This is a genomic window from Acinetobacter portensis (assembly GCF_009372215.1).
Taxonomy (GTDB): domain Bacteria; phylum Pseudomonadota; class Gammaproteobacteria; order Pseudomonadales; family Moraxellaceae; genus Acinetobacter; species Acinetobacter portensis.
On the sequence record NZ_LWRV01000003.1, the window covers coordinates 1 to 4,964 of the forward strand.

The 4,964-nt window shown below is 35.2% G+C and carries 7 protein-coding genes; 2 read left to right on the forward strand and 5 right to left on the reverse strand.

Features of this window, described 5'->3' with window-relative positions; translation table 11 throughout:
* Positions 1–70: 70 nt before the first annotated feature.
* The 3 genes from A6M14_RS00580 to A6M14_RS00590 are packed head-to-tail and all read right to left on the reverse strand — an operon-like array spanning position 71 to position 2,900.
* Positions 71–1,150: a DUF6670 family protein gene (locus A6M14_RS00580; protein ID WP_152872838.1), complete on the reverse strand. Its 1,080-nt coding sequence runs from the start codon at positions 1,148–1,150 to the stop codon at positions 71–73.
* Positions 1,151–1,170: 20 nt separating this feature from the next.
* Complete coding sequence (pssA, locus tag A6M14_RS00585) at positions 1,171–2,001, reverse strand: CDP-diacylglycerol--serine O-phosphatidyltransferase (RefSeq protein WP_152872839.1); 831 nt, start codon at positions 1,999–2,001, stop codon at positions 1,171–1,173.
* Positions 2,002–2,042: 41 nt separating this feature from the next.
* Positions 2,043–2,900: a 23S rRNA (adenine(2030)-N(6))-methyltransferase RlmJ gene (locus A6M14_RS00590; protein WP_152872840.1), complete on the reverse strand. Its 858-nt coding sequence runs from the start codon at positions 2,898–2,900 to the stop codon at positions 2,043–2,045.
* 112 nt (positions 2,901–3,012) lie between these two features.
* On the opposite strand from A6M14_RS00590, the gene A6M14_RS00595 reads away from it, so the two are divergent.
* Positions 3,013–3,615, forward strand: coding sequence for a 2OG-Fe(II) oxygenase (locus A6M14_RS00595; protein ID WP_152872841.1), 603 nt, complete (start codon positions 3,013–3,015; stop codon positions 3,613–3,615).
* A 58-nt stretch (positions 3,616–3,673) separates the two neighbouring features.
* Positions 3,674–4,201, forward strand: coding sequence for a hypothetical protein (locus A6M14_RS00600; RefSeq protein ID WP_152872842.1), 528 nt, complete (start codon positions 3,674–3,676; stop codon positions 4,199–4,201).
* A 62-nt stretch (positions 4,202–4,263) separates the two neighbouring features.
* On the opposite strand, the gene A6M14_RS00605 is transcribed toward A6M14_RS00600, so the two are convergent.
* Both A6M14_RS00605 and A6M14_RS00610 read right to left on the reverse strand, forming a co-directional pair.
* Entirely contained in the window at positions 4,264–4,521 is a 258-nt protein-coding gene (locus tag A6M14_RS00605) for a DUF2789 family protein (RefSeq protein WP_152872843.1), read from the reverse strand.
* Positions 4,522–4,649: 128 nt separating this feature from the next.
* Positions 4,650–4,880: a DUF2789 family protein gene (locus tag A6M14_RS00610; protein WP_152872844.1), complete on the reverse strand. Its 231-nt coding sequence runs from the start codon at positions 4,878–4,880 to the stop codon at positions 4,650–4,652.
* Positions 4,881–4,964 lie beyond the last annotated feature (84 nt).

The following is a 4,964-nucleotide window of genomic DNA, read 5'->3' on the forward strand; positions in this document are numbered from 1 at the left end:
CCCCCTTTTTTAATTTATTTCTCTTTTTTTATCCGTCTGTTTATTTATTCTACAAAATAACCACTTTTTATTATCTTTTGGTCATAAATGGGACGAAATTAGCATTGGAATTATATATTTCATCATCCTTATTTTGTTCCTGCCACCTTAAAGAACGACAATCGATGTATTCACAATAGCCACCTTCGCCTATTTCTTCTTGATTATTTATTTTTACGCTATAGCTAAAGCTCCCCACATAACCTGCACCAACCCCAAATTTGAAATCCCCCCTACTTTGAGCTACAACCAATATTCCACAACCATCATGATCTAAACATGCCCATGAAAATTCTCGTGGCAAATACATATGTTGTCCGTTTGGTGTTTTTATTTTTGGATAAACTCGATCAACATTAAAAGCAACATTGTCTTCAAACATTTCTGTTTGTCCTTTTACACCATCTTTTAAATACATTCTCGATTGTAGTATTTGATTTGTTTCATTTCTTATTTGCATACACAAGAGCTGTCTATTATTTTCTAGATTGATGATTTGATATGTAAAAAATGCATAAGATACATATGGGAAATTCACCATTCGTGCATATTCAAAAGATCCAATCTGTTTAATATGTATTTTTTGCTGTTTATAAATCACCTCTCCCTCACATAAACATAACGATGACCAATATTCTGCAAGTGACATTCTTATTTTCAAAAAGTGTGAAATTGTATTTGTTGTTGTGATCTTGAGTTTAAAACTTAATTCAGAATCTTCTCGCTCTACAAAGAACTCAGGAAAATGACCTGTAATTTGTTCTCTATCTGAAAATTGAAATTTATCTTGAAGAAATGAACATTCATTTTGAATTGAATAGGTATGTAAATGCCCAACCATTTGAGCACTCGTGCTTGCCAATACAGTTGCTATATCTACCCCATGGCTTTGGCTTGAACTATTATTTTGAAATATAGGTGAGTTAGGCTGTCCAATTAAGCTATGGAAGTTTAGATAATGAAGTGGCGCAGGTAAATTCGGGATGATTAGCGCATTATGAATTATTTTATATTTTTTATTCGGAGGATGATAAGGCAAACTTTCATAAGAGCGTTGAGAAGCCCGATTGCATTGTTTAGATTGATCTAGAAAATCTTGAAACAATGTCATATCGAACTCCTCATTTTAAATCATGTTGTTTCCGCATTATTTCTTGCAAAGAATGTCGTTACAAAGCCCGATAATGCATAAAGAATAGAAATAACAAATATACCTACAGGTATGTTGTAAGTCATTGCAGCAAAGATGAAAACAATAATTGGTAAAACAAAGAATGGAACGCGCTTACGTTCTACCGTCTTAAATGAATAATATTTGATGTTTGAGATCATCAACAAGCCAACTGCAACAATGATTACAGCATTTAGAATTTGACTACCAGCTTCTTTTAAATTGAATAATTCTGGGAAATCACGTGCTACAAGTACAAGTGAAATAATCATGACGGCTGCAAGTGGACTTGCAACACCAATAAAGTAGCGTTTATCAACAACACCAATTTGTACATTAAAGCGTGCTAAACGAAATGCAGCACATGCGGTATATACAAAACAAGCTGCCAAGCCGATACGACCTAAATCGTGCAGACTCCAGCTATACATTAAAATTGCAGGTGCAACACCAAAAGCGAGTAAATCTGATAATGAATCAAATTGCTCACCAAATGGACTTTGCGCACCAATTGCTCGTGCAACACGACCATCTAAACCATCTAATAATGCTGCAATAAAAATGGCATAAACAGCATGCGTGTAATCATGATTCATACTCGCAATAATCGAATAAAAGCCAGATAACAACGCTGCTGTTGTGATCAAATTTGGCCACAAATAGATACCACGACGTTTTACTTTCTGCCCTTCATGAGTATGTTCTTCCTCTTCAACTTCAAAAGTGATTCCATCGAAACCACTTTCTTTTGTTGAGGAAATTTCCCGTTCAGGTTTATTTGTATTTGTCATTCTTCGTTCCTAAATGTGACCATTTCTGACTTATTTATAAATTATTCGCCAACTAACCAACGTACAGCAGCGTGTCCACCATTTTCGCTCATGCGTAAATGTGGGAATAACCACTGTAATGCTTCATCTGCATCTTGTGAGAATTTCCATGGTGGATTAATCACAAGTAAACCACAACCATTTAGACCAACAGGTGTGTCATCTGGCCATACACAAATTTCACAAACCAATTGACGACGAATACCCGTTTTATACATTTTCTTTTCAAAACGTTCGATCATCGCGCGATCTTTAATTGGGTACCATACTGCGAAACAACCTGTCGGCCATTTTTTGTATGCAGCAACTAAAAGCTCTACAAGTTGCGGGAAATCTTTACGCTCCAATTCGTATGGAGGGTCAATCATAACCAAGCCACGTTTTTCTTTTGGTGGAATAACACCTAAAAGACCTTCGTAAGCATCGCGCTCATGCAAGCCTGCACGCTTATCGAAAATGTTATGACGTAATTGTTGGAATACATCGCGTTGCATTTCAAAAATAGTAGCTTTATCTATTTCACGCATACCTTCTAGTGCAAACCATGGTGAACCAGGGTAAGCACCCTTACCAAAGTTTTCACGCATAGCATCAACAACTTTCAAATACTGTTGAATGCCTTCAGGTGCATTACGTTTAATAGAATCATCAAGTTTCACTAAGCGGTGAATACCTGTTAAAAACTCGCCAGACTTTTGTGCTTCAGATGTCGATAAATCATATTTACCTGCACCACCATGCGTGTCTACATAGCGATAGGGTTTATCTTTTGCATTGAGTCGAGTCAGCAATTGAAGCAGTAAAACGTGCTTCATGACATCGGCAAAGTTGCCTGCATGGTAATGGTGACGGTAATTCATGTTTCATTTATTCCTCATATCAACGAGTATTTTAGCATGAAATTTAGTTTCATTCAGGAGCATATCTTGTTCTAGAATAACGAACACTTTTTATTATTTTGAGTTTGCAGTTATGGAAGCAGTTCTTCTCCCAAAGTCGTGGAATGTTGATCAGATCTTAGATGGTCTAGATCAACATGGTTTTGCAATTATTGATGATGCTTATTCTTCTGAATATATTCATCAACTTGTAGAAGAATGCACCTCTCATTTAAATCAATTTCGCGATGCTGCAATTCAAAATGGCATTGTTTCCACTATTCGCAGTGACCATATTTTGTGGCTCAATGAAGCCTTAGAAGTTTCTCATCAACATACCAAAACACTTTATGCTCTTGCTGAACAATTTAATCGGGCATTTTATTTGGGTATCAATAATGTAGAAGCGCATTTTGCTTGTTATAACGCAGGTGAATTTTACGCTTTGCATCGAGATAATCCTCAAGGTAAAAATGGTCGTATTATTTCTGCTGTGTATTATTTACATGAAGATTGGCAAGATGGTTGGGGTGGCGAGTTACGCTTAGAAGATAAAAATAATGTATGGCATACACTTCAACCTAAACCAAACCGTATTGCTTTATTTCAAAGTGATTTATTACACGAAGTTTTAGAAGCAAAACATCAACGCTTATCTATTACTTCATGGTTGCGTCATAACGATTCTATTTTGTAACTTTAAATTTAAAGAAACATCCTCATATAGTTTAGATGATTCAATGAGGATGTTCACTATGCGTGAAAACACGAAGCAAATTATTCAACGTATTGGTGAAACTGACCAAGCTTACCTAAATGAAAATACACCTCAACTTGCATTAGAACGTGCTGATTTACGTCTTCAATTGGTCATGATCAGTGATCTTCGTCAAGAACAGGTTCACTTTTTACAAGAAGCCGTTGTTTTGCTTGAACAAGCACGTATTGAATTTGCCGAAATGCCTTTTGATTTATATATCAATTTATCTTTGCATTTAGCCAAAACATATATGATGTTCTATGAAATTACTCAAGAACAACGTTATGCCATTATTACCCAACAAATTATGAAGCCAATGTCTAAAGCCGAACATGGCGATATTTATTTCTTCTTAGCTTATGCTTCTGCTGTTAAAAAAGAACCAGCTATGACACGTCATTGGTTGATAAAATATAGTAAAACTCAATCATGTGATTTAGAAATATTGAATGAGCATTCTGCATTTGATTCTTTTAGAGAAGAACTTTGGTTTTCTCAACTTATTCAAGCAAAACTCCACTAAATTTCCTGAAAAATAAAAGCCTCTATTGAGGCTTTTATTTTATTCGCTTAAATATGGTATTTCTAAATCAGTACGGGTTGCACCTGATAAGCATCTAAATGCAATTGTTGATTCAGTTCATCTACCCAAATTGCCCAATCATCATCTTGTACTAAATGGCTAATAAGCAATGATCTCTGTCCTTTGTTCCAAAACGGCGCATCATGAAGAGAAACTTGTGCGGGTAACTGATGTGTACGAACATACAACTCAATTGCAGCTGGGCTATTGGCTAAACCAAGTTGTGAAAACAATAATTCTAAGGATGGTTTGTTCTGCATGAGCTTTCGCCCTCCTTATAAGCTTATTTGTAGTTTATTATTTAATCAACTTATAAGATATTTATAAAAAAACCTAGCGATATTTCCCACTAGGTTGTTTCAAATTGTGAATACTGCTTCAAATATCATTAATCATCATGTAATAACTCATCAAGAAGCTCAATAACAACTCCCCATTTATCATTGGTTTCATGAGTGGTCAGAAAAAGGCGTTGCTCTTCATTCCAAAAAGGCGCGTCATACAGCTTTACATCGGTTGTCAATTGATGTTGATCTACAAATAAATCCATATCTTTTTCATCTGAAGCAAGACCCAGCTGTTGGAACAATGTTTCCAGAGTAATCTGCGCATCAAACATAACACTCACCTTTGAATTTTATTATTATCTATTGGTTTATAACAGAAAATTTATAAATTAAACATATTAGACTTCCTTCATAAA